The sequence below is a fragment of the Stutzerimonas chloritidismutans genome (assembly GCF_038562055.1).
Taxonomy (GTDB): domain Bacteria; phylum Pseudomonadota; class Gammaproteobacteria; order Pseudomonadales; family Pseudomonadaceae; genus Stutzerimonas; species Stutzerimonas chloritidismutans_A.
Genome location: NZ_JBCFXD010000002.1, coordinates 232929 through 255490, shown reverse-complemented (window position 1 = coordinate 255490; position 22562 = coordinate 232929). Strand labels below are relative to the sequence as shown.

Here is a 22562-nt window from a genome sequence, read left to right as displayed (position 1 = left end):
ATTTCCCGCCGTTTTTGCGTCTGTCCATTTGGCTAGTCCGAGGTTCTCTTGGCATCGCTGCGATCCAAGGGGCTGGTTGTGTCGGTCCATTTTCAGCTTATGCTGGTGTTTGGTTAATCTGAGCTGAAATCAGATGTCTCTCGAGTCTCGGCTGCTTGATGCATTGCAACCATGGCGTAGCGCGCCGCGTTGGTATGTGGCGTTTTCCGGTGGGCTGGACTCCACCGCACTGCTGCATCTATTGGTGCGCTTATCGACTCGTGAAAAGCTTCCGCCAATCAGCGCGATCCATGTCCATCATGGTTTACAGCCTGCAGCCGAGAGTTGGCCGGAGCACTGCCGGTCCATCTGCCAAGACCTCCGCATCGAGATGCGGGTCGTGCGGGTACGGGTCGAGCCTGGTCCGAGCCTCGAAAGCGCCGCACGAGCTGCGCGCTATGCGGCCTTCAGCGAGTGTCTGAATACAGCCGACGTGCTTTTTACTGGCCAGCACCGAGGCGATCAGGCAGAGACTCTGGTCTTTCGCCTGCTGCGTGGCGCGGGGGTGCGTGGCCTTGCCAGCATGCCAGCAGTACGCGCGCTGGGCGACGGCTGGCTGGTGCGGCCTTTGCTGAATGTCGGGCGTGACGAACTGGAGGCCTACGCACGAGCGCAGGGCCTTAGCTGGGTCGAGGACCCAAGCAACCAATGCACCGAACATGCACGAAACTTTCTTCGTCATCGTGTCATGCCTGTACTGCGGCAGCGCTGGCCGCGAGCCGTGGAAAATATGGCGCGTACCGCCGGGCATCTGGGCGAGGCACAGCAGCTACTGGATGAACTGGCCGAGCTTGATCTGCGCGAAGCCCGTGCGCAGTTTAGATATCAGTGGTTACCGATGCCAAGGCTCTCCTTGCCGTCGTTGGAGTCGCTGAGCCCCGCCCGTCAGCGCAATGCGTTGCGCTACTGGTTGGCAGATCTGACGGCGCTTCCCGATAGCGATCATTGGGCTGGCTGGGATGCACTGCGCGATGCTACTCCGGATGCCGCTCCGGTCTGGCGCTTGGCCGCTGGCGAGCTGCACAGAGGCGATGGGTGCGTCTGGTGGCTATCGGGGCCCTGGTTAGCCACGCCGCCGGGGCCGGTCGACTGGCTGCAGTCGAGCGCTGACCTGCAGCTGCCCGGCAACGGCTTCCTGCGCTTGAGCGGCTACGCTGGGCAGGGCTTGCTGCAGGTGCGTTATCGTCAGGGCGGCGAGTCACTGAGAATTCCTGGCCGTGGCCGGCGTGACCTCAAGCGGTTGCTCAATGAGGCTGGAGTGCCAGGTTTTGTGCGCTCGCGTCTACCGTTGCTGTTTCTAGACGGTGAGCTCGTTGCTGTAGCCAATCTGCCGCAGTTCGATGCACAAACCCTGTCGCTTCAGTGGTCGCCGCCAGCCGTCGACACGTTTGAGCTGGTAGGGTCTTTCGAGTAGACTACGCTCCCGTCCCAACACAGCTTCTGCGGCTTTCTTCGAAAACCGTGGCAGTTGAGCTATTGCCGCCTCAGGCGCAGTGGCACCTTCGCTTTCCCCCGGCGGCGCTGACCGCTTAACGCAGACTTCTAGGGTTTTTCATGACGCGCTACATCTTCGTCACGGGTGGTGTTGTTTCTTCATTGGGGAAAGGCATCGCCTCGGCTTCATTGGCGGCCATCCTGGAGGCGCGGGGCCTGAAGGTCACGATGCTCAAGCTGGATCCTTACATCAACGTGGACCCGGGCACTATGAGCCCGTTCCAGCACGGTGAGGTGTTCGTCACGCACGACGGCGCCGAGACCGACCTCGACTTGGGTCACTACGAGCGGTTCATCCGCACCACGATGACCAAGAGCAACAACTTCACCACCGGCCGCGTCTACGAAGACGTACTGCGTCGCGAGCGCCGTGGTGACTACCTGGGTGCGACCATTCAGGTCATTCCGCACATCACTGACGAGATCAAGCGCCGCATCATCAAAGGCGCAGGCGATGCCGACGTCGCGCTGGTAGAGGTTGGCGGCACGGTCGGCGACATCGAGTCGCAACCCTTCCTTGAAGCGATCCGCCAGCTGCGCGTTGAAGTCGGCGCCAAGCGCGCGATGCTGATGCACCTGACCCTGGTCCCTTATATCGCCACGGCTGGTGAGACCAAGACCAAACCGACCCAGCATTCGGTCAAGGAGCTGCGCTCCATCGGTCTGCAGCCTGACGTACTGGTGTGCCGCTCCGATCACCCGATCGATGTTTCCTCACGGCGCAAGATTGCCTTGTTCACCAACGTGGAAGAGCGTGCGGTGATCAGCCTGGAGGACGTCGATACCATCTACAAGATTCCTGGCGTGCTGCATGCTCAGGGTCTGGACGACTTTGTGGTCGAGCGCTTCGGTCTGGAGTGTGGCGGCGCGGACCTGTCCGAATGGGATCGTGTGGTCGACGCCAAGCTAAACCCTGAAAAGGAAGTCACCATCGCCATGGTCGGTAAGTACATGGAACTTCTGGATGCGTACAAATCTCTGATCGAAGCAATGAGCCATGCTGGCATCCAGAGCCGTACCAAAGTGAACCTTCGCTACATCGATTCCGAAGACATCGAGAACCAGGGCACCAGCCTGCTGGAAGGCATGGATGCGATCCTGGTTCCGGGTGGTTTCGGGCTGCGCGGCGTGGAAGGCAAGATTGCCACCGTCAAATATGCTCGCGAAAACAAGATCCCCTACCTCGGCATCTGCCTTGGCATGCAGGTCGCAGTAATCGAGTTCGCCCGGGATGTATTGGGATGGACCGACGCCAACTCCACCGAATTCGACAAGGACAGCACACATCCGGTCGTCGGTCTGATCACTGAGTGGGAAGATGCCACCGGAGCAGTGGAAACCCGCAGCGATGCTTCCGACCTGGGTGGCACCATGCGCCTGGGGGCGCAGGAATGCGGCCTGGAGGCCGGCTCCAACGTGTTCGCCTGCTATGGCAAGGAACGCATCATTGAGCGTCATCGTCATCGCTACGAAGTGAACAACAACCTGCTGCCGCAACTGCAGGCCGCTGGCCTGAAGATCACCGGTCGCTCCGGTGACGGCGCGCTGGTTGAGGTGGTCGAGGCGCCGGATCATCCCTGGTTCGTGGCCTGCCAGTTCCACCCTGAATTCACTTCCACACCGCGCGACGGTCATCCGCTGTTTAGCGGCTTCGTCAAGGCGGCGCTGGATTACAAGGCGGGCAAGGCATGAGCCAAAAGACTATTCGCGTCGGTAGTATCGAGATCGCCAACGACAAGCCGTTCGTGCTGTTTGGCGGGATGAATGTGCTGGAGTCCCGCGATCTTGCACTGCAGATCTGCGAAACCTATGTGAAGGTGACCGAGAAACTCGGTATTCCCTATATCTTCAAGGCCAGCTTCGACAAGGCCAATCGCTCCTCCATCAATTCCTTCCGTGGCCCTGGCCTGGAAGAGGGGATGCGCATCTTTGAAGAAGTGAAGAAGACCTTCGGCGTGCCTGTGATCACCGATGTGCATGAGCCGCATCAGGCCCAGCCGGTCGCCGAAGTGTGCGACATCATTCAGCTGCCGGCCTTCCTCTCGCGCCAGACCGATCTGGTGGTTGCAATGGCGAAGACCGGTGCGGTGATCAATATCAAGAAAGCGCAGTTCCTCGCGCCGCAGGAGATGAAGCACATCCTCACCAAGTGTGAAGAAGCCGGTAATGATCAGCTGATTCTTTGCGAACGCGGCTCGTCGTTCGGCTACAACAACCTGGTCGTCGACATGCTCGGCTTCGACATCATGAAGCGGATGCAATATCCGGTGATCTTCGATGTCACACATGCGCTGCAGATGCCGGGTGGCCGCGCCGACTCGGCTGGCGGTCGTCGTGCACAAGTTACCGATCTGGCAAAGGCCGGGCTCAGCCAGGGGTTGGCCGGATTGTTCCTGGAAGCGCATCCGGATCCGGAAAATGCCAAGTGTGATGGTCCTTGTGCGTTGCGTCTGGACAAGCTCGAACCCTTTCTCACCCAGCTCAAGCAGCTGGATGACCTGATCAAGAATTTTGCGCCAATCGAAACTGCTTGAAGCCTTAAAGCTATCTACGGAGTGTTAATAAAAATGGCAAAGATCGTCGACATCAAAGGGCGTGAGGTTCTCGACTCCCGTGGCAATCCCACTGTTGAAGCGGACGTTATCCTGGATAACGGCATTATCGGCAGCGCTTGTGCGCCGTCCGGTGCTTCCACGGGTTCCCGCGAGGCGCTGGAACTGCGCGATGGCGACAAGAGCCGTTACATGGGCAAGGGTGTGCTGAAGGCTGTCAGCAACATCAATGGCCCTATCCGTGATCTGCTGGTGGGTAAGGATCCGCTGGATCAGAAGGCGCTGGACCGCGCCATGATCGAGCTGGACGGTACCGAAAACAAAGCCTCGCTGGGTGCCAACGCCATTCTTGCTGTGTCGTTGGCTGCTGCCAAAGCCGCTGCGCAGGACCAGGATCTGCCGCTCTACGCGCACATTGCCAATCTCAATGGCACACCGGGTGAGTACTCCATGCCGGTGCCGATGATGAACATCATCAACGGTGGTGAACATGCCGACAACAATGTCGACATTCAGGAGTTCATGGTTCAGCCCGTCGGCGCCAAAACGTTCGCTGATGCGCTGCGCATGGGCGCCGAAATCTTCCATCATCTGAAGGCCGTGTTGAAGGCCCGTGGCCTGAGCACTTCGGTTGGTGACGAAGGTGGCTTCGCACCGAACCTGGCATCCAACGAAGACGCCCTGGCAGCCATCGCAGAAGCGGTGGCTAACGCCGGTTATACGCTGGGCGATGACGTCACCCTAGCGCTTGATTGCGCTTCTAGCGAGTTCTTCGAGAACGGTAAGTACGACCTCGCCGGTGAAGGCAAAGTCTTCGACGCCGCCGGTTTCGCTGACTACCTGGCGGGCCTGGCCGAGCGCTACCCAATCATCTCGATCGAAGACGGCATGGACGAGTCCGACTGGGCTGGCTGGAAGGTTCTGACCGACAAGATCGGTAGCAAAGTTCAGCTGGTGGGCGACGACCTGTTCGTGACCAACACCAAGATCCTCAAGGAAGGTATCGAGAAGGGCATCGGTAACTCGATCTTGATCAAGTTCAACCAGATCGGTTCGCTGACCGAAACCCTGGAAGCCATCCAGATGGCCAAGGCTGCTGGATATACGGCGGTGATTTCTCACCGTTCCGGTGAAACGGAAGACAGCACCATTGCCGATCTGGCGGTTGGAACGGCTGCAGGTCAGATAAAAACAGGCTCACTGTGCCGCTCGGACCGCGTATCCAAGTACAACCAGCTGCTTCGTATCGAAGAGCAGCTCGGCGGAAAAGCTGCTTATAAGGGACGTGCCGAGTTTCGCGGCTAATCTGGCTATCGCTAGAAAAGCTGAGGCATGCTAGAAAAGGGCGGCGTTAGTCGCCCTTTTTTGTGGATAACGGTCAGCGCTGTTAAGGTCGCCGCACGGCGATGCGCTAGCCAGCAAAGGAAAGCCGGGCCATGTCGCTGACCGCCGCTTATACAACGTCACTGGAAATCAATCGAACTCGATCCATGTCCTCCATGCGCAGTCGCTACTGGTTGTTTGTTGTTCTGATTCTGCTCCTGGGTGGCTTGCAGTATCGCCTGTGGGTCGGCGAGGGCAGCCTCGCCCAGGTCAGCGGGCTGAACAAACAGATCGCCGAGCAGCAGGGCGAGAACCAGAGGTTGCTTGAGCGCAACCGAATTCTCGAAGCCGAGGTTAAAGAGCTCAAGCAGGGTATGGAAACTGTGGAAGAGCGTGCTCGGCATGAGTTGGGCATGGTCAAAGAGGGCGAAACTCTCTTTCAGCTCACCGAATGAGCATAGAAAATCTCCCGTCTTACTGGGTCGTGATTCCGGCTGCCGGCATTGGCAGTCGCATGCGAGCCGACCGTCCCAAGCAGTATCTGCAGCTGGCTGGAAGGACGATCCTGGAACACACCCTGGATTGTTTTCTGGGTCATCCCCAGCTCATGGGGCTGGTGGTCTGCCTGGCGAGCGATGATGCGTATTGGCCCGATCTCGCTTGCGCGATAGATCCGCGGGTCCACCGTGCCGATGGCGGTAGCGAGCGAGCTGACTCCGTGCTGGGCGGCTTGCGCAAACTGTCCGGCCTCGGTGCCTCAGACAACGACTGGGTGCTGGTGCACGATGCTGCCAGACCCAATCTGACAATCGCAGATCTTAACCAGCTGCTTGAGACCCTTGCTGACGATCCCGTTGGTGGGCTGCTCGCCGTGCCGGCGCGCGATACGCTCAAGCGTGCAGATACAGACGGCCGAGTACAGGAGACGGTTGATCGCAGCGTCATCTGGCAAGCGTTTACCCCACAGATGTTCCGGCTTGGGTCGTTGCGCGAGGCTTTGGCGGATGCGCTTGCCAGCGGGGTGGCGGTGACTGATGAAGCGTCCGCGCTTGAATGGGCGGGATACCACCCGCGTTTGGTTGAAGGTCGGGCCGACAATCTGAAGATCACTCGTCCAGAGGATCTCCAATGGCTGAAGCAGCGCTGGAAATCGTGAGTCCAGCGCTGTTCAGAATGCTCGGCACAAAGTCGATGCGCTCTGCATAGCGGCCCTTCAGTTGCTGCGATCAGTACCGATAGATTGCAGCGGCACCACTTTCAGTCGGCATGCGTTCGGTAGGTACAGCAATCACCTCGCCGCCTTGTTCCAGCGTCCATATGGTCAACTCGTCGAGCAGGTCCGGCGTCGTCGCGGAGCCATCTTGCACTGCGACTGCCTTACCCTGCTGCTTGTCTACAAACCCTGGAATCTGACGCTCGGCCTCTACCAGCAGCGTGGCGACACGGCCTTCGAGCGTCGCCTGGCCGATCTGCTCAAGCTGATCGGTCGCCAGCCCCTGACCGTGCGACACGCCGTATTGGTTGATGAAGCCTTCCAGACGTTTCATATAGCGCGGCTGCATGACCATCCAGCTCTTTTGCTGCAGTTCGTCATGGCTCAGCAACGATGCATCGCTTTCGATGCCATCGGGAAGCATGAAGTCATTGTGGCTGAGCTTGCGAAAATGAAACTGATGCTCCGGCAATGCGGCGAGGATCAGCGGCAGTCGCGACTTGCGGCTGTGGTGCTCGAGAATTGCGCGGTCCACTTCACGGAAGAAACGCTCCCGGTCTCGATCGATTTCTTCTTGGCGGCCAGCGCCACCGCTTTCCACCTGCATAGGATCGCCACGCTCGCTGGCGCGGCTGTAGCCTTGCGGGAAGCCGGTCTGCCCCTTCTCGGTTAGATCGCGCCCCAATGCTTCTTCAAGGGTTTTCGGTACGCCGTCGCCTAAGCGAACTTCGTCGATGCCGTCGCGGTTGCCTTCGAATAGACGAACCGAGTTGAGGGTGATCGCCAGTATTTGATAGCGGTCAGCGGATTGCGCGATTCGCAGAAGCGGCTTGAGGTGCATTCGATCATTGGCGACGGCGAGCTCTGGAACGCTGCGCTGCAAGCGGAATACCTCGAAATAATCCGTTGCGCCGAACACCGCAAGTCCATCGCGGTTGGAATTCCAGAAGTCGGGATCATTCATCAGGTCTTGGAACGGCTTGAGCAGTGCTTTGGCCTGGTCGCCATGGCCTTGCTGCTTGAGAGAGTCTTCCAGCTCGCGGACAAGGTGCTTGAAGCGGATTGGATCCTGCTGACGTTCGGGGAAACTGCGGTGGGTGGGCTGATAAAGTGAAAGGCAGGGCGCTTCGCGTTTTGCCAGCAGTTGGGACAGGGTTTCTCGATCGAGCAATCTGTTCATATACGGCCTCACTCGTTGTCAGATGGTTCGGTTCCTCACGGGTGTCCGTTGGTCCGCTTTGTCGGGGCGCATAGGCGGCATTCAGTGGTGATTGAGCTTCTTGTCCAGCACATGGGCGAGTGCGTGGCTTAGCTTTTCGGCACAGCCGTCGATAGCCAGATTCAGCGAGTCTGCCTTGTGGCTGGTCGAGATGGGCTCGTGTCCTTTGACGCGTGCTTCCATCTGGCAGCGCTTATCCTGCGGGCCGCTTTTGCCGCTGTTCTCGTCGTTGAGATGAACTTCGACTCGGGTCAGCTGATCGTCGAAACGCTCCAGTTCGCTCTCGACCGTCGCTTTCACGTGTTCCTCAAGATTGCTGGTCACGTCGACGCTATGATTGCTGTTCACCAGAATCTGCATGATGTCCTCCTGATTGAATGGCCGGCTCGCTCAAGCAGAGGGCCGGAGGCACCGGCTTCAGCATTTCGACGTGGTGGGTTAAGTCGGGTTCCGCCTGGCGTTGGCAGTCGGACGCGCGGCGCAGTCGCAACTCAATTGCGTTCGTTTCGGTATTCAGGGCGGCTTGCCAGGCCCTGCTTCAATGCCTGGATCAATAGCCGGACCTTCGGCAGAGGGTAACGCCGCTGCGGATACACGGCCCATACGGCTGTATTCGGCGGTTGATAGGTTTCGAGCAGGGACACCAGTTCACCGCGGCGCAGCGGTTCCTGGACGTAATAGTCCGGCAGCTGACATAGCCCGAAACCCCTTAGTGCGGCGTCCAGCACCGCCTGGCCGCTGTTGCAACGCCAGTTCCCCGAGGGCTTGAAGGGTTGTTCGCGGCCGTCGATCTGCAACATCCAGGTGTCGACGGTGCCAATCAGACAATTATGGCGCGCCAGCTCGGACAGCGTGTGAGGCCGGCCGTAGCGTTCGAGATAGCTCGGCGCTGCGCACAGATACATCGCCCGCGGGGCAATGCGCGCAGCGACCAGCCGCGATTCGCTGAGTCGGCCCAGGCGTATGGCCAGGTCATAACCTTCCTGCACCAGATCGAGCGTGCGGTTGGACAGTTCGATGTCAACCCGCAATTGCGGATGCTGCGCCATGAATTCGTTTACCAGCGGCACAATGAAGCGTTCGCCGTACGCGACTGCAGCGGTCATGCGCAGTAGTCCTGTGGGGGCGGCATGCAGGTCGCTGATGGCGTGAAAGGCTTCGTCGCGCTCTTCGATCAGACGTTGGCAGCGAGCGAGAAAGGTATGGCCGGCTTCGGTCAGCGATACACGGCGCGTGGTGCGATAGAGCAAGCGGGCCTGCAGACGTTCCTCCAGCCGCGCCACTTGCCGACTTACATGGGATGACGAGACGCGCAGATGTTCGGCTGCGCGCATGAAGCTGCCCGCTTCAGCGACTGCCACGAATTCGTCCAGGCCTTCCCACCGGTTCATAAGCGATCCTTTTGGTAGAGGGCTGGATTATCCCTGGCTGGCAATAATGTTTCCACGATCAGCTTATTAACCCTGTTCGCCGATAAAACTACACTGCGCCTCACTATCCATCCACGAGTAAAGTCAGCCATGACCATCAAGTCCCGTGCCGCCGTAGCGTTTGCCCCCAATCAGCCTCTGCAAATTGTCGAGGTGGACGTCGAACCGCCCAAGGCTGGCGAGGTGCTGGTGCGCATCGTTGCGACTGGCGTCTGCCACACCGACGCGTACACGCTCTCCGGCGAAGATTCGGAAGGTGTCTTCCCATGCATCCTTGGTCACGAAGGTGGTGGCATCGTCGAAGCTATCGGCGAAGGCGTTACCTCGGTGGCATTGGGCGATCACGTGATCCCGCTGTATACCGCCGAATGTCGCCAGTGCAAATTCTGCAAATCCGGCAAGACCAACCTCTGCAGCTCGGTACGCGCCACTCAGGGCAAAGGCCTGATGCCGGACGGCACCACGCGGTTCTCCTACAACGGCCAGCCGATTTACCACTACATGGGTACTTCGACGTTTTCTGAGTACACCGTGTTGCCGGAGGTTTCGGTGGCGAAGATTCCCAAGGAAGCGCCGCTGGACAAGGTCTGCCTGTTGGGTTGTGGCGTTACCACGGGGATTGGTGCGGTACTTAACACTGCCAAGGTTGAAGAGGGCGCGACTGTAGCGGTATTCGGCCTGGGCGGCATCGGCCTGGCGGCGATCATCGGCGCAAAGATGGCCAAGGCCAGCCGAATCATCGCGATCGACATCAATCCGTCAAAATTCGCCATCGCCGAAGAGCTGGGTGCGACCGACTTCGTCAATCCGAAGGATTACGACAAGCCGATTCAAGAAGTCATCGTCGAGATGACTGATGGTGGCGTTGACTATTCATTCGAGTGTGTCGGCAACGTCCAGCTGATGCGCGCCGCGCTGGAATGTGCCCACAAGGGTTGGGGCGAGTCGGTGATCATCGGCGTGGCCGGCGCCGGTCAGGAGATCAGCACGCGTCCGTTCCAGCTGGTGACGGGCCGCGTTTGGCGTGGCAGCGCCTTCGGTGGCGTCAAGGGGCGTACCGAGCTGCCGAGCTATGTGGAGAAGGCTCAGACCGGCGAGATCCCGCTGGATACCTTCATCACCCACAACATGGGGCTGGACGAGATCAATCAGGCATTTGACCTGATGCATGAAGGCAAGAGCATTCGGACTGTCATCCACTACTGATTCAGCGTATCGGGCCGTCGCGCTTCGCCTTTAATAGCGAACGTGACCGGCCCGCTTCAGGAGGGCCCATGAGCCTAGAGAATCTATCCTGCCAGAAGAGCTTCGGTGGCTGGCATAAGCGCTATCGACACCGTTCCGCCAGCTTGAACTGCGACATGGTGTTTGCCGTATACCTACCGCCGCAGGCGGAGCAGGGCGAAAAGCTGCCTGTGTTGTACTGGCTGTCCGGCCTGACCTGTACCGATGAAAACTTCATGCAGAAAGCGGGTGCGCATCGACTTGCTGCAGAACTTGGGCTGATCATCGTCGCCCCAGATACCAGCCCGCGCGGGCCTGATGTTCCAGACGATCCGGACGCGGCTTATGACTTCGGATTAGGCGCGGGTTTCTATTTGAATGCGACCCAGCAGCCCTGGGCTCAGCATTACCGTATGCACGACTACGTGGTCGATGAGCTGCCTGCGCTGATCGAGGCGAACTTCCCGGTTTCTGACAAGCGCAGCATCAGCGGGCACTCCATGGGCGGTCACGGTGCGTTGGTGTGCGCTTTGAAGAACCCTGGTCGCTACCAGTCGCTGTCGGCCTTCGCGCCGATCACCAATCCGGCTGACTGCCCGTGGGGTGAAAAGGCCTTTTCCAATTACCTCGGTGAAGATCGCTCTCGCTGGCGTGAATGGGATGCCTGCGCCTTGATTACCAAGGCGCAGGAGAAGTTGCCGATACTGGTCGACCAGGGTGATCGTGACGACTTCATGGTCAACCAGTTGAAGCCTGAGGCATTGGTATCCGCCGCAAGAGCGGCGGATCATCCGCTGACGATGCGTATCCAGCCTGGCTACGATCACAGTTACAACTTCATCAGCAGCTTTATCGACGATCATCTGCGTCATCATGCGCAGGCGCTGAAGGCTTGAGGTGTGCTGCGTTTGCCGAAGAGCTGGCTGTTTTGCGATAGCAGAATCTTTTCTCTCGGGGCAGTGCGCTTACCACTGATGGCTTATCTGGCGGGTAGATCGCTGTAGCGTTGCCGACAGCGCAAATGCCCCAAGTCTATCGATGCAATGCGTTGCGCGTCATCAGCGGCAAGCACAAAAAAGGCCCGACCGGTTACCCGGTCGGGCCTTCCATCGCAAGGAGCTAGAGCGATGGATAATCGGTGTAGCCTTCGGCACCTTTCGCATAGAACAACTCAGGCCGAGGCTCGTTGAGCGGAGCGTCCTTACGTAGGCGCTCGACCAGGTCGGGGTTGGCGATGTACGGGATGCCGAATGCAACCGCGTCGGCCTTGCCTTCTTCAAGCCAGGCGTTGGCCTGTTCCTTGGTGAAGCGCTCGTTGGCGATGTAGACGCCGCCGAAGATCTCTTTCAGTTGCGGGCCGAGGCTGTCCTCGCCGGCTTTCTCACGGGTGCAGATAAAGGCGATGCCACGCTTGCCCAGCTCACGTGCGACATAACTGAAGGTTTCTGCACGATTGGAGTCGCCCATGTCGTGAGCGTCGGCTCGTGGGGCCAGGTGCACACCTACGCGACCAGCGCCCCACACCCCAACCGCAGCATCCGTGACTTCCAGCAGGAGACGTGCACGGTTTTCCAGTGATCCGCCGTACTGATCGGTGCGCTGGTTGGTGCTGTCCTGAAGGAACTGGTCGAGTAGGTAACCGTTGGCACCGTGAATTTCCACGCCGTCGAAACCTGCTTCCCGGGCGTTTTCAGCCCCCTTGCGGTAAGCCTCGACGATGCCGGCGATTTCTTGATTCTCCAGGGCGCGAGGGGTTTCGAATTCCTTCATCGGCCGCACCAGGCTGACATGACCGGCGGGCTTGATGGCGCTAGGGGCGACCGGAAGCTGGCCGTCGAGGTATAACGGGTCGGAAATCCGACCGACATGCCAGAGCTGCAGCACGATCTTGCCGCCCTTGGCGTGGACCGCATCGGTTACCTTTCTCCAGCCCTGCACCTGCTCAGCCGACCAGATACCGGGGGTGTCCGGGTAACCGACGCCCATCGGTGTGACCGAGGTGGCTTCGCTGATGATCAGGCCTGCGTCGGCCCGCTGAGTGTAGTACTCGGCAATCAGGTCTCCCGGAACGCGGCCAGGCTCAGCGCGGCAACGGGTCAGCGGGGCCATGATGATGCGGTTGGCCAGTTCCAGTTCGCCAATATTGATCGGATCGAAAAGTGTGGGCATAGCGATGCTGCTCCTTACAAGGTGAGGGCTGCGAAGCTCAGAGTTCACGGCCAAGACGGGTTACGAGGGCTTCGATAGCCGGTTCATTGCGTTTGAAAAAATGCCACTGACCGACCTTGCGGTTGGTGATCAGTCCCGCTCGTTGCAGTGTTGCCAGATGGGCCGAAACCGTGGACTGCGACAGTCCGGCGCGCTGGTCGATCTGCCCGGCGCACACGCCGTTCTCCAGTGAGTGGTGCTGCTCGGAAAAATAGCGTTGCGGTTCTTTCAGCCAGGCCAGAATCTCCCGCCGCAAAGGGTGGGCAATTGCCTTGAGCATGTCGTCCAGTTCTTCGGGCATGGTGTCGTCCGGTTGGGTATATCGCGATGGGGCGAACTATATATCGCTAAATGACGATATGAGATCGATTCGGTTGATGGTGGTTATCGTTGGTATCGATCGGCAGGGTTCTCACTGTTGCGGCTTCAATGGTTGCTGCTGTCCTGTAGAATCGCGGGCTGATCTTTTCGAGGGCATATGACTATGCGAATCGGCCACGGCTACGACGTGCATCGTTTTGGTGAGGGCGACTTCGTTACCCTCGGCGGGGTACAGATTTCTCACAGGTTCGGCCTGCTCGCGCATTCGGACGGTGACGTGTTGCTGCACGCCCTGAGCGATGCATTGCTTGGCGCGGCGGCGCTCGGTGATATCGGTAAGCACTTCCCGGACACCGATCCGGCCTTCAAGGGGGCCGATAGCCGCGTCCTGCTGCGTCATGTGCTCAAACAGGTGCAAAGCAAGGGCTGGAAGGTTGGCAACATTGACGCCACCATCGTTGCCCAGGCGCCCAAGATGGCTCCACATATCGAATCCATGCGAACCCTGATCGCCGAAGACCTGCAAGTTGACCTGGATCAGGTCAACGTCAAGGCCACCACTACCGAGAAGCTTGGTTTTACCGGGCGTGAAGAAGGCATTGCCGTGCATGCCGTCGCGCTGCTGGTCGGCGTATGACCGAGGATCAGTTGCTCGGCCCAACGGCACATGGAGGGGCCTGTGGCTCCGCCGTGCTCAAGGCTGTGGCGGAGGACTTCCAGGTCGACGAGGTGCTCGACATCCCCTTGTCTGGTGCCGGTGAGCATCTGTGGCTCTGGGTGGAAAAGCGCAACCTCAACACCGAGGAGGCTGCGCGACGCCTGGCGCGGGCTGCTGGCGTTTCGGTGCGCAATATCAGCTATGCCGGCTTGAAAGATCGTCAGGCGCTGACCCGCCAGTGGTTCAGTCTGCATCTGCCGGGCAAAGCTGATCCTGCGCTGGCCGGGGCCGAAGACGAAACCCTGACGATTCTCCAGAGCGGCCGTCATCAGCGAAAACTGCAGCGCGGTGCCCACTCGGCCAATGGTTTTACCCTTCGCTTGACGGAGCTGAAGGCTGATCACGCCGAACTCGATGCGCGTATCGAGCGAATCAAGAGGGAAGGTGTACCCAACTATTTTGGCCTGCAGCGCTTCGGTCATGAGGGAGGAAATGTCCACGGCGCCCGCGAGTATGCGGATAGGCAAGAGCTTCCGGTACAGCGTAATCTCCGCTCGCGTCTGCTATCGGCGGGGCGTAGTTATCTGTTCAATCGAGTGTTAGCTGAACGAGTTGCGGCGGGTAGTTGGAATCAGGCGCGGGTCGGTGATCTGCTGGCCTTCACTGACAGCCGCAGCTTCTTTCCTGCCGGCGAGGCTGACTGCAGCGATCCAAGGCTGGCCGTGCTGGATCTGCATCCGACCGGCCCGCTCTGGGGCGCCGGTGAGTCGCCCGCCTCGGGCGATGTTCAAGCACTGGAGATGCAGGTTGCCGCAACGGAGCCGTCAATCGCCAAGTGGCTCGCAGAAGCCGGAATGAAGCATGAACGGCGCATTCTTCGCCTCCCAATGGGCGGCTTGTCGTGGCATTATCTCGAGCCTGACATTCTGCAACTTGAATTCGTCCTGCCGACCGGATGCTTTGCCACTGCTGTGGTGCGCGAACTGGTCAGCCTGGCAGGGCAGACGGACATCTGATGCGTATTCTGATCGCCAACGACGACGGGGTGTATGCACCTGGGCTCGCCGCGCTTTATGACGCGCTGGCGGATTATGCCGAGTGCAGGGTGGTGGCCCCAATCCAGGACATGAGTGGCGCCAGCAGTGCGCTGACCCTGGATCGCCCGCTTCATACCACAATCATGCCGAATGGTTTTATCGGCGTGAACGGCACGCCGACGGATTGTGTTCACCTGGGCATCAACGGCCTGCTGGAAGACGTGCCCGACATGGTGGTTTCCGGTATTAATCTGGGCGCCAATCTAGGCGACGACGTGCTGTATTCCGGCACTGTCGCCGCAGCCATCGAAGGGCGATTCACCGGTAAGCCCGCGTTCGCTTTTTCCCTGGTGTCGCGGCTGACCGATAACCTGCCTACAGCCGCCTACGTCGCGCGCAAGCTGGTCGAGCATCAGGCGTCGCTGGAGCTTCCGCCGCGTACGGTGTTGAGTGTCAATGTTCCAAACCTGCCGCTGGATCACCTGCGCGGCATCCAGCTGACGCGCCTGGGCCATCGAAGCAGGGCCAAGCCGCCTGTAAAGCAGGCGAATCCGCGTGGCAAGGATGGTTACTGGATTTCGGTGGCCGGGGACGTTGAGGACGGCGGGCCAGGCACTGATTTTCATGCGGTAATGCAGGGCTACGTTTCGATCACGCCACTGCAGTTGGACCGAACCTTTCATGAGGCCTTCGACGGCCTCGACAGTTGGCTGGAGGGCGTGTTGTGAACCGCGGATCCGATGACCTGCTGCGCCACGGCACTGGGATGACCTCGCAACGCACCCGTGACCGACTGATTCAGCGGCTCTACGAGGAAGGGTTGTCAGACCCTCGCGTGCTTGAGGTGATTCGGCGTACGCCGCGCCATCTGTTCGTAGATGAAGCACTGTCTCACCGCGCCTACGAAGACACCGCGCTGCCTATCGGCCACAACCAGACCATCTCGCAGCCCTTCATGGTGGCGCGTATGAGTGAACTGCTGTTGGCTGATGGCCCATTGGACAAGGTGCTGGAGATCGGCACGGGTTCTGGCTACCAGACAGCGGTATTGGCGCAGCTGGTGGAACGGGTGTTCTCTGTAGAGCGTATTCAGGCGCTGCAGGACCGTGCCAAAGAGCGTCTGGTCGAACTCAAGTTGCGCAACGTGGTCTTTCGCTGGGGTGATGGTTGGGAGGGCTGGCCTGCGCTGGCTCCTTACAACGGCATCATCGTTACCGCGGCGGCAGCCGATGTGCCCCAGGCTCTGCTCGATCAGCTGGCTTCCGGCGGGCGGCTGGTGATTCCGGTCGGGGTTGGCGAAGTCCAGCAATTGATGCTGATCATTCGAGAGGAAGACGGTTTTTCCCGCCATCTGCTGGATACCGTGCGCTTCGTGCCGCTGCTCAATGGACCTGTAGTTTGATCACAGCGGATGGAAGCATGAAAAACGCGTTGCTGTTGTACGCCAAAGGCATGGCGATGGGTGCGGCTGATGTGGTGCCCGGCGTCTCGGGCGGAACCGTGGCATTCATAACCGGAATCTACGATGAATTGCTGCGCTCCATCGGCGCGGTGCCGAACGCCATTCCGTCGCTGCTGAAGGGGCGCATCGCCGAAGCATGGCGCATCGCCAACGCTAGCTTTCTACTGGTACTGTTCGCCGGCATTCTGACCAGTGTGCTCAGCCTGGCGAAATTGATTACCTATCTGCTCGAGCAGCATCCGATTCCGGTGTGGTCTTTCTTCTTTGGTCTGATTCTGGTTTCCGTGCATTTAGTCAGCAAGGAAATCCAGCGTCGCAACCTGTCGCGGTTGGTCAGTTTGTGTCTTGGCGTCGGTTTTGCCTACTGGATTACTGTTGCCGCGCCCATGCAGTGGAGTACCAGCAGCGTCAGCCTGTTTTTTGCTGGCGCCATCGCCATCTGCGCCATGATCCTGCCGGGTATATCCGGCAGCTTCATTCTGGTGCTGCTCGGCCTTTACCCCGTGGTTCTAGGCGCAGTCAAAGCCTTGGATCTGGGTGTCATGTTGACCTTTGCCGCCGGTTGCCTGGTCGGCTTGTTGAGCTTTGCGCGTGTCCTGAGCTGGGTCCTGCGCCGCTGGCGCGACCTCACTCTGGCGTTTCTTACCGGACTGATGCTTGGTTCGCTGAACAAGGTTTGGCCATGGAAAGAAACGCTCACCTGGCGCACCAACTCGCACGGTGAACAAGTGCCGCTGCTGGAGCAGAACCTCCTGCCGGGCGCTTATGGCGATCTGACCGGGCAGGATCCGCAGCTTTTGCTGGCGATCTTGCTCGCTGTAGCCGGTATCGCCCTGGTGCTTGGGTTGGAGTGGTTTGCCGGACGTCACCAGCCAGTCGCGCAAAGCGTCTGAACCGACTTTGTCGATCTTAGGGAGCGGGTATTGAAGCTCACAGCCAGCACGCGGTGGATACGCAGTTCACCATTCCGTTGCGCGCTTGTCGCCTTGTTGGCGGGTTCGTTATTGGCCGGGTGCGCCAGCTCGCCTTCAGGCGGGGTGAGCGTTGTTGATCGTAATAGCCGGGACCGTGTCACGAGCGGTCACTACACGGTTCAGCGCGGCGACTCACTGTGGTCGATTGCTTTCCGCTTTGGCTGGGATTGGCGCGACCTGGCGCGGGTGAACAATATCCATCCGCCGCATGTCATCTATCCGGGTCAGACAATTCGCTTCAGTGGCCAGGTTCCCCGTGCCGTTGCCGCTCGTCCGGAAACCAGGACCCCGCCTCCTGTCTCCCGCACGCCAACCATTGTCACCAACCCAGTGCCAACGCCGCCACCTTTGACGCGTCCGAGCGCACCGGCGGCCAGACCTGCTGCGCCGAGTGCTCCGATCAGGGCAGTGACCCGGTCTGCAAGCGGTTGGGCCTGGCCTGCAGGGGGGGCTGTGATCGGTCGATTTTCCTCAAACGGAAGTTTGAATAAAGGCATTGATATCGCCGGGGAATTAGGACAGCCTGTTTTAGCTGCTTCTGATGGGGCTGTTGTGTACGCCGGCAGTGGTTTACGGGGTTACGGCGAACTTGTGATCATCAAGCACAGCGATACCTATGTAAGTGCCTACGGCCACAACCGCAGGCTGCTGGTTCAGGAGGGGCAACAAGTCAAAGCTGGGCAGACCATTGCCGAGATGGGATCGACTGGAACCGACCGGGTGAAACTGCACTTTGAGATTCGCCGCCAAGGCAAGCCTGTAGATCCGCTGCAATACCTGCCAAAGCGATGATTTGATTCAACCTGTTCCGGCCCTAGGAGGGGCTTGAGCGATGCCAGGGAATGCGCGCCGCCCAAGCCTGTTGTCGAACTCAGAACAGGAAAACAATAATGGCTCTCAAAAAAGAAGTGCCGGAGTTTGACGTAGACGATGCTGTTCTACTCATGGAACCGTCTCTGAATGTAGATCCGGATACCGAGATCTCCCGAGTCGGTTCAGGTGGCACCAAGTCCAAGGCCGCAACGGTCAAGCAACACAAATTCATCGATTACACCCGCGCGCTTGACGCCACGCAGCTTTACCTCAACGAAATCGGTTTTTCCCCACTGCTGACGCCCGAACAGGAAGTGCACTTCGCGCGTCTTGCTCAGAAGGGCGATCCGGCGGGTCGCAAGCGCATGATCGAGAGTAATCTGCGGCTGGTCGTGAAGATCGCGCGGCGCTACGTCAATCGCGGTCTGTCCTTGCTTGATCTGGTGGAGGAAGGCAATCTCGGTCTGATTCGCGCGGTCGAGAAGTTCGATCCAGAGCGTGGTTTCCGCTTCTCGACCTACGCCACCTGGTGGATCAGGCAGACGATCGAGCGGGCGATCATGAATCAGACTCGGACCATTCGTCTGCCGATTCATGTGGTCAAGGAGCTGAACGTGTACCTGCGTGCCGCACGCGAGCTCACTCAGAAACTCGATCACGAGCCCAGCCCAGAGGAGATCGCCAACCTGCTTGAAAAGCCGGTGGCGGAGGTCAAGCGTATGTTAGGGCTGAACGAGCGGGTGACCTCTGTCGACGTCTCGCTAGGCCCTGATACTGACAAGACTTTGCTGGATACTCTGACGGATGACCGACCGAGTGATCCGTGCGAGCTGTTGCTTGACGACGATCTATCCGAGAGCATCGATCAGTGGCTATCCGACTTGACCGAGAAACAGCGGGAAGTGGTGATTCGACGCTTTGGGCTGCGGGGCCATGAAAGCTGCACGCTGGAGGAGGTTGGCCAGGAAATTGGCTTAACGCGTGAGCGGGTTCGACAGATCCAGGTTGAAGCACTCAAGCGCCTGCGTGAGATTCTGGAGCGCAACGGCCTCTCCAGTGAGTCGCTATTCCGCTAGGCCCCTTTTTACTAATCTGCTCCTTACTGATGGTAAGGAGCACACCGCTGTGCCCGTCATAGTCTGGAGCGGTACCTTGTTTAGCCGTTATGAAACAAGGCCAGCATTAACTCCGTTGCTATGATTTGCCCATAGGCGATCCGTTGTGTAGGTATTTGCTGACAAGCGTTGTAAGCCAAGCCTGGCAAGCCAGCCGAGTGGATCGCCATAGAGAGAAAAGTATTCTGCTAACCCTCTGTTTTTATTGGAAAAGCTAATTTTGGTGCGTGATGGCATCGTTGCCACCATGCATTTTTCACAGTTGCTGTTGTCGCTCAAAGCTCTAATATTGCAACTGTGTTCAGGGACAAGCACAGCCGGCATGGATGTCGAGCAGGATCAACCGCTGGAGGCGGTTTCATCAGGACGATGAGTAGGAAAGAAAAGGAAGTAGGGAAGGAGGCGGGCGGGGGTTAACCCCCGCCCCTTTTTTTGCCTGGCGTTTTTGTTGAGGCGGCGCGCGAACCACTGCATGGGTAGACAGCCTAATAGGCATAACCTATTCAGAGGAGCAAACCATGAACGGCGACGAGCGTAACCAACCGGCCCAGCCTGGGCGAAATGAAGAAGATCCGGTTAAACGTAATCCCGATGAGGCTGACGACGATCAGCTTGATGAGGCTCTCGAAGAGACTTTCCCGGCGAGTGATCCCATATCCCCGTAATGGCTGATTAATGTCCTTCCGTTAGTCTTTAAGCAGCCTTTGGCGCAAGGCGGGAAGTACCTGCTCCTGCAGTAGGGGCGCCAGGTGTCTCTGTCGCCCTGCATGTACCTCCAGCCATTTCAGCGCCTCGATTTCCGCCTGTGCCTTTACCGGGCTCTCCAGGCGGATGAAGAACACGTCAGCTTCCACCCAGTGATCGGGCTCGTTGGCCGCCCTTGACTGGAAATGGCCAAGCGAGTCTAGGTGCGACCGGTCTATCTGCAGACCCAGTTCTTCAAGCAACTCCCTCTCAACTGCTTGCTGAGCTGTTTCTCCTAGTTCAATTTTGCCACCAGGCAACATGAACGCTTGGGTGCCGCGCTTGCGGACAACCAGCACGCGCCCCGCTTCATCAAGTAGGCAGGCCGTGGCGATTCTGAGCGTGGTAAAAGTCATCGCGTGCTCTCGTTATCGTGACATAGCGCCACAAGGGTCTTGTGTCGGTTGTACCGTTGCAAGCGGGAGGCGAGCGCCTCCGGCAATACAGTGGCCTCAGCGAAGCCCAGTGGTTCATAGAAAGACACCGTTCTCGGTTCGCAAAACAGCCATACAGGCCCATCGCAACCAGCCAGTGCCTGCGCAACCAGACGCCTTCCCAGCCCCTGGCTGCGGTGATCCGGAGTGACCAGCAAACCGGTGAGCCATTGGCCGACTTCAACGTCTGAGAGACATAGGCCGGCAAGAATGTCCGAGTGTTCGGCGACCCAATAGCAAGCGCCAGCCGGCGCTCGCATATGGCTGCGATGGGCTCGATAAAACTTGTTGAGTAAAGCTCTGCATTCACCGGGCAGCTGGCGCAGCTGAGCGGTTTCCATTAGATGTTCTCCATTTGTGCTGCCGGATATCAACTGATGTTCGTCTCGCAAACGGTCCGGGGGCTGGCCATCAGTAGCGTTCGCGCTTGGCGAGCGGGCCCGGTGCCACCGGCGGGTAGGCTCTAAAGCAGCGATCGGGTGGACAGTTTACTGTCCTCTGCCTATCAAGTAAGCATGCTGGTGTTATTGACTGCAGTGATAGGGAGGCAGGCTATGCACGGCCGACAAATACCTCTCTAGTTGGCCATGTTGCATGCCATATCTCTGCAGAAATCCACGCGTAGCGCGCCCGTGATCTGGGCTGCCTCGGGTATTGAGGTGTCCTCATTCTGATGATTGGTACAGGTAATCATCGTCAGCGAAGTCTTTCAATCCAGACCTGCCTGGCTCGTCTCAGTGCTACCTGGGACCACTGACGGAGCGCTTCACCAAAACCTCGTTGTAGTGGTCGACGATAAACATGTAATTAGAATTCTCGGCAAAGGCGGTCGAATTGAGTATGGCGTCGTTTCGCTAGTTTACCGTTTCGTTTGTTTAAAGCTTAAAAAGTAACGGTTGATGGGTTTATTTTCATTTAAAAAGTAAATCAAAACAATAGCTTGCAATGTATACCTAAAATAAAATGAACAGTCTTGGCGTGTTCCTGTCATTAACAGTGCGCATCAAATAATTTGCGTATTCCGCCATAGTTAGCAAGAACAAGAGGTGTTGTCATGAACAGACTTTTCAAAACTACCCTCCTGGTCGCCGCCATGCTTCCCGCTATTGCAGTTGCCGCTCCAGTGGCAGGTGATCGCGAAGTAACCCTGGGTGGTGCGGGCAGCAGCGATAAGGACTTCGACGATACAGTGTTCTCCCTACAGGGCAGTTGGGGTACATATCTGAGCGAGTCCTCCATGTGGGGCGTTCGGCAAACCGTGAATGCTCGGGATTCAGAAGGGGAAAGCGTGCAATTCGACGGTTCCACCCGTGTGTTCTACGACTATCACTTCGGTAGCGGCAATACCCGTCCCTTTGTCGGGGTGAGTGTTGGCGGGATTTATGGTGAGGAGGTTGACGAAACCTTCATGGGCGGTCCAGAAGTCGGTATCAAATACTGGGTACAGGACAAGACGTTCATCACTGCTATGGCCGAATATCAATTCCTCTTCAAAAGTGGAAGCGATGCGCGGGATCGTTACGACGACGGTGCGTTCTTTTACAGCGTCGGTATCGGCTACAACTACTGAGGCCAACGAGTGCGATGTTTAACCGCATCGCACTTGCTCTTTATGTCGAGCTAAACAGATGGACAATCTCGATACCGCTGTCCCTGGAAATCCTTCCGCGTCACCAACTTCTTTGTTCGTTCACAGAGGCAATTGATCTTCCCTGATCAGCTTGGCTGGGTCGCTTAGTGCTACTTAGTCATTACCGGCCGCACAGGGTTGATGCAGCGAGGTGCCAGTGTTCGGCGTCGTGCCTGACCGGGCTAAATTACAGGGTGATTAATTGTCCGGGGCACGCTTGTTTGCCGGCCTGAAGAATCCGTTCTGCAGGGACTCGCAGCTGAATCAATAAGTACTCAGCAAATGCATCGGTATATCCCTGTCGAGCTATCGCGAGCGCCATGCATTTGAGCCATGCATCGCGCTCGGCTTCGCCCACTGTCCAGCGGGTGTGGAATTGCGGAATGCTGATGCTGCCATAGTGTTCCGCGTAGCGACGGGGGCCGCCCAGCCAACCACAAAGAAACGCCGCCAGCCGCTTGCGTGACTCGCCCAGATCGCATGGGTACAGATAGCGGACGCAGCGAGCGTCTTCGAGTTCGTCCATGATCAGATAGAAGTCGTCGACCAAGCGGGCCAGGCCGGACTCGCCACCGGCTGCCTGGAATGAAGCATCGCCCGTACCAAACGGAACGTCAGATGTTGTACTCATGTTAAGCCCTCGAAATGGCTGCGGGCCGTGGAGATTGATCC

24 protein-coding genes and 1 pseudogene are annotated in these 22562 nt (G+C 58.5%); 17 read left to right on the top strand and 8 right to left on the bottom strand.

The window, feature by feature from the left end; translation table 11 throughout:
• Nucleotides 1-133 precede the first annotated feature (133 nt).
• The 6 genes from tilS to ispD all read left to right on the top strand — a co-directional run bounded on the left by tilS (nt 134) and on the right by ispD (nt 6564).
• Nucleotides 134-1453 (top strand): tRNA lysidine(34) synthetase TilS, encoded by a 1320-nt coding sequence (tilS, locus tag AAGW23_RS04630; protein ID WP_342405193.1) that lies wholly within the window; start codon nt 134-136, stop codon nt 1451-1453.
• Between the two features lie 140 nt (nt 1454-1593).
• A complete protein-coding gene (locus AAGW23_RS04625; protein ID WP_127838762.1) occupies nt 1594-3225 on the top strand; it encodes a CTP synthase in 1632 nt (543 codons plus the stop codon).
• Nucleotides 3222-4067: a 3-deoxy-8-phosphooctulonate synthase gene (gene kdsA / locus AAGW23_RS04620; protein ID WP_102834878.1), complete on the top strand. Its 846-nt coding sequence runs from the start codon at nt 3222-3224 to the stop codon at nt 4065-4067. Before AAGW23_RS04625 ends, kdsA begins: the two co-directional genes overlap by 4 nt.
• A gap of 33 nt (nt 4068-4100) precedes the next feature.
• The gene (eno, locus tag AAGW23_RS04615) at nt 4101-5390 is read left to right on the top strand and encodes a phosphopyruvate hydratase (RefSeq protein ID WP_342405192.1); all 1290 of its coding nucleotides are present in this window, start codon (nt 4101-4103) and stop codon (nt 5388-5390) included.
• 194 nt (nt 5391-5584) lie between these two features.
• Nucleotides 5585-5863: a cell division protein FtsB gene (gene ftsB / locus AAGW23_RS04610; protein ID WP_342405504.1), complete on the top strand. Its 279-nt coding sequence runs from the start codon at nt 5585-5587 to the stop codon at nt 5861-5863.
• Nucleotides 5860-6564 (top strand): 2-C-methyl-D-erythritol 4-phosphate cytidylyltransferase, encoded by a 705-nt coding sequence (ispD, locus tag AAGW23_RS04605; protein ID WP_342405191.1) that lies wholly within the window; start codon nt 5860-5862, stop codon nt 6562-6564. The genes ftsB and ispD overlap by 4 nt, the downstream gene beginning before the upstream one ends.
• A gap of 70 nt (nt 6565-6634) precedes the next feature.
• Here ispD and AAGW23_RS04600 read toward each other — a convergent pair whose 3' ends face one another.
• The 3 genes and pseudogenes from AAGW23_RS04600 to AAGW23_RS04590 form a co-directional block, all read right to left on the bottom strand.
• A complete protein-coding gene (locus tag AAGW23_RS04600) occupies nt 6635-7801 on the bottom strand; it encodes a hypothetical protein (protein ID WP_342405190.1) in 1167 nt (388 codons plus the stop codon).
• A 99-nt stretch (nt 7802-7900) separates the two neighbouring features.
• Nucleotides 7901-8200 (bottom strand): annotated as a pseudogene (gene hpf, locus AAGW23_RS04595) (ribosome hibernation-promoting factor, HPF/YfiA family); the annotation flags it as partial.
• Nucleotides 8201-8331: 131 nt separating this feature from the next.
• A complete protein-coding gene (locus AAGW23_RS04590; protein WP_342405189.1) occupies nt 8332-9231 on the bottom strand; it encodes a LysR family transcriptional regulator in 900 nt (299 codons plus the stop codon).
• 129 nt (nt 9232-9360) lie between these two features.
• Between AAGW23_RS04590 and AAGW23_RS04585 the strand changes: the two genes are divergently transcribed.
• Both AAGW23_RS04585 and fghA read left to right on the top strand, forming a co-directional pair.
• Nucleotides 9361-10476, top strand: coding sequence for an S-(hydroxymethyl)glutathione dehydrogenase/class III alcohol dehydrogenase (locus AAGW23_RS04585; RefSeq protein WP_342405188.1), 1116 nt, complete (start codon nt 9361-9363; stop codon nt 10474-10476).
• Between the two features lie 68 nt (nt 10477-10544).
• Entirely contained in the window at nt 10545-11390 is an 846-nt protein-coding gene (gene fghA, locus AAGW23_RS04580) for an S-formylglutathione hydrolase (protein WP_342405187.1), read from the top strand.
• Nucleotides 11391-11613: 223 nt separating this feature from the next.
• On the opposite strand, the gene AAGW23_RS04575 is transcribed toward fghA, so the two are convergent.
• Nucleotides 11614-12663 carry an alkene reductase gene (locus AAGW23_RS04575; protein WP_342405186.1) on the bottom strand — a complete coding sequence of 350 codons (1050 nt, stop codon included), beginning with the start codon at nt 12661-12663 and terminating at the stop codon, nt 11614-11616.
• A 37-nt stretch (nt 12664-12700) separates the two neighbouring features.
• Entirely contained in the window at nt 12701-13003 is a 303-nt protein-coding gene (locus AAGW23_RS04570) for an ArsR/SmtB family transcription factor (protein WP_102834869.1), read from the bottom strand.
• A 183-nt stretch (nt 13004-13186) separates the two neighbouring features.
• Between AAGW23_RS04570 and ispF the strand changes: the two genes are divergently transcribed.
• The 8 genes from ispF (at nt 13187) to AAGW23_RS04530 (ending at nt 19747) form a co-directional block, all read left to right on the top strand.
• On the top strand, nt 13187-13660 hold the full coding sequence (gene ispF / locus AAGW23_RS04565) for a 2-C-methyl-D-erythritol 2,4-cyclodiphosphate synthase (protein ID WP_342405503.1): 474 nt from the start codon (nt 13187-13189) through the stop codon (nt 13658-13660).
• Nucleotides 13657-14697, top strand: a complete 1041-nt coding sequence (truD, locus tag AAGW23_RS04560; protein WP_342405185.1) for a tRNA pseudouridine(13) synthase TruD — start codon at nt 13657-13659, stop codon at nt 14695-14697. Before ispF ends, truD begins: the two co-directional genes overlap by 4 nt.
• The gene (surE, locus tag AAGW23_RS04555) at nt 14697-15446 is read left to right on the top strand and encodes a 5'/3'-nucleotidase SurE (protein WP_342405184.1); all 750 of its coding nucleotides are present in this window, start codon (nt 14697-14699) and stop codon (nt 15444-15446) included. Before truD ends, surE begins: the two co-directional genes overlap by 1 nt.
• Before the next feature lie 38 nt (nt 15447-15484).
• Complete coding sequence (locus AAGW23_RS04550) at nt 15485-16120, top strand: protein-L-isoaspartate(D-aspartate) O-methyltransferase (protein WP_342405502.1); 636 nt, start codon at nt 15485-15487, stop codon at nt 16118-16120.
• A 17-nt stretch (nt 16121-16137) separates the two neighbouring features.
• Nucleotides 16138-17073 (top strand): DUF368 domain-containing protein, encoded by a 936-nt coding sequence (locus AAGW23_RS04545; RefSeq protein ID WP_342405183.1) that lies wholly within the window; start codon nt 16138-16140, stop codon nt 17071-17073.
• Between the two features lie 30 nt (nt 17074-17103).
• Nucleotides 17104-17946: a peptidoglycan DD-metalloendopeptidase family protein gene (locus AAGW23_RS04540; RefSeq protein ID WP_425540811.1), complete on the top strand. Its 843-nt coding sequence runs from the start codon at nt 17104-17106 to the stop codon at nt 17944-17946.
• A gap of 98 nt (nt 17947-18044) precedes the next feature.
• The gene (rpoS, locus tag AAGW23_RS04535; protein ID WP_342405181.1) at nt 18045-19043 is read left to right on the top strand and encodes an RNA polymerase sigma factor RpoS; all 999 of its coding nucleotides are present in this window, start codon (nt 18045-18047) and stop codon (nt 19041-19043) included.
• 557 nt (nt 19044-19600) lie between these two features.
• Nucleotides 19601-19747 carry a hypothetical protein gene (locus AAGW23_RS04530; RefSeq protein WP_342405179.1) on the top strand — a complete coding sequence of 49 codons (147 nt, stop codon included), beginning with the start codon at nt 19601-19603 and terminating at the stop codon, nt 19745-19747.
• Between the two features lie 21 nt (nt 19748-19768).
• Here the strand turns inward: AAGW23_RS04530 and AAGW23_RS04525 are convergent, their stop codons facing one another.
• Both AAGW23_RS04525 and AAGW23_RS04520 read right to left on the bottom strand, forming a co-directional pair.
• On the bottom strand, nt 19769-20182 hold the full coding sequence (locus AAGW23_RS04525) for an NUDIX domain-containing protein (protein ID WP_342405178.1): 414 nt from the start codon (nt 20180-20182) through the stop codon (nt 19769-19771).
• Nucleotides 20179-20601, bottom strand: coding sequence for a GNAT family N-acetyltransferase (locus AAGW23_RS04520; RefSeq protein ID WP_342405177.1), 423 nt, complete (start codon nt 20599-20601; stop codon nt 20179-20181). The genes AAGW23_RS04525 and AAGW23_RS04520 overlap by 4 nt, the downstream gene beginning before the upstream one ends.
• A gap of 713 nt (nt 20602-21314) precedes the next feature.
• On the opposite strand from AAGW23_RS04520, the gene AAGW23_RS04515 reads away from it, so the two are divergent.
• Nucleotides 21315-21830, top strand: coding sequence for a hypothetical protein (locus tag AAGW23_RS04515; protein ID WP_342405176.1), 516 nt, complete (start codon nt 21315-21317; stop codon nt 21828-21830).
• A gap of 247 nt (nt 21831-22077) precedes the next feature.
• Here the strand turns inward: AAGW23_RS04515 and AAGW23_RS04510 are convergent, their stop codons facing one another.
• Nucleotides 22078-22521, bottom strand: a complete 444-nt coding sequence (locus AAGW23_RS04510; RefSeq protein ID WP_342405175.1) for a group II truncated hemoglobin — start codon at nt 22519-22521, stop codon at nt 22078-22080.
• Nucleotides 22522-22562 lie beyond the last annotated feature (41 nt).